Origin of the sequence: Zobellia sp. OII3 (assembly GCF_002211465.1) — a bacterium.
In the GTDB taxonomy this organism is placed as follows: Bacteria; Bacteroidota; Bacteroidia; order Flavobacteriales; family Flavobacteriaceae; genus Zobellia; species Zobellia galactanivorans.
The window spans coordinates 1-1177 of record NZ_MWRZ01000034.1; the positions used below are offsets into that span (position 1 = coordinate 1).

Sequence of the window (1177 nt, forward strand, 5' to 3'; positions counted from 1 at the left end):
GATCTTAACGTTGGGTCGTTAATTTTAGGTATGCAGGGAAAAAAGGAGTATCAAGAAAAACTGTTCGCCCATTTCCAGTTGAGCGAGCGAATCCCCAAGAACAATTTCTACAGGCGGTTGAAAGAGGTTTTGGAGCTACGCTTCCTTTACGGCCTTACCGAAGGCTATTACGGGAACAGCGGCCAAAAGAGTATAGACCCAGTGGTCTTCTTCAAGCTCTGCCTTGTGGGCTATCTGGAGAACATCGTCAGCGACCGCAAGCTCATGGCCCATTGTTCCCTACGGTTGGACATCCTTTATTTCATAGGGTACGATATAGACGAGGAGCTCCCCTGGCACAGTACGATAAGCCGTACCCGCCAACTGTTCCCGGAAAGTGTATTCGAGGAAGTCTTCACCACGGTTTTACGTATGTGCGTGGAGAAGGGAATGGTGAGCGGCCATACCCAGGCCATAGATTCCGCACCTGTGAAGGCCAACGCGAGCATGGACACCTTGGAACTTAAGGTGCCCGAAAGGGAACTGGACGAACACCTGCGCAAGGTACGTGTCCTGAGTGCCATGGACAAAGGTGAGCCACACCGTAAATCGCGGAACGACAGGTCGGACAAGGGCCAGCGCAGCGTTACGGCCAACCCCAACGAACTGGCTGCGATAAAGGGCCGGAACAAAAAATGGGCGAAGGACCAGGACCAACGCCCGGGCGCCAAGAACAAGGGGGCCAAGTATACGAGCAACAAAACGCACTACAGCCCCACGGACCCCGATGCGAGGATCAGCGTAAAACCGGGCAAGGCTAGAAAACTGAACTACCTTTCCCAATTGAGCGTCGATACGGCCCACCACGTCATTACGGACATCAGGGCCTACCATGCCGACGGGAAGGACAACCAACAGTTGCCCGACATCGTAAAACGCCTGCAAAGAAGGCTGTGGCAACAGGGCCTGGTCTGGGAGAACTGCGTAGCGGACACGGGTTACAGTAGCGGGGAGAACTATGCCTTTCTAGAGGATATCGGTCTAAAGAGCTTCATTCCGCCCCATGGCACGTACAAGGGCGGCCCCACGGGTTTTACGTATAATGAAATCGAAGATCATTATATCTGTCCACAGGGCAAGGTCATCCCGTTCAGAAAGGTATTCAAGGATCACCGTACGGGTACGAAAAAGAAAGCGT

Annotated in this window: 1 protein-coding gene; it reads left to right on the forward strand. The window is 53.2% G+C overall.

Features of this window, described 5'->3' with window-relative positions:
- Window positions 1–30: 30 nt before the first annotated feature.
- A partial coding sequence (locus tag B4Q04_RS22360) for a transposase (RefSeq protein ID WP_088698189.1) occupies window positions 31–1177 on the forward strand: 1147 nt, incomplete at its 3' end.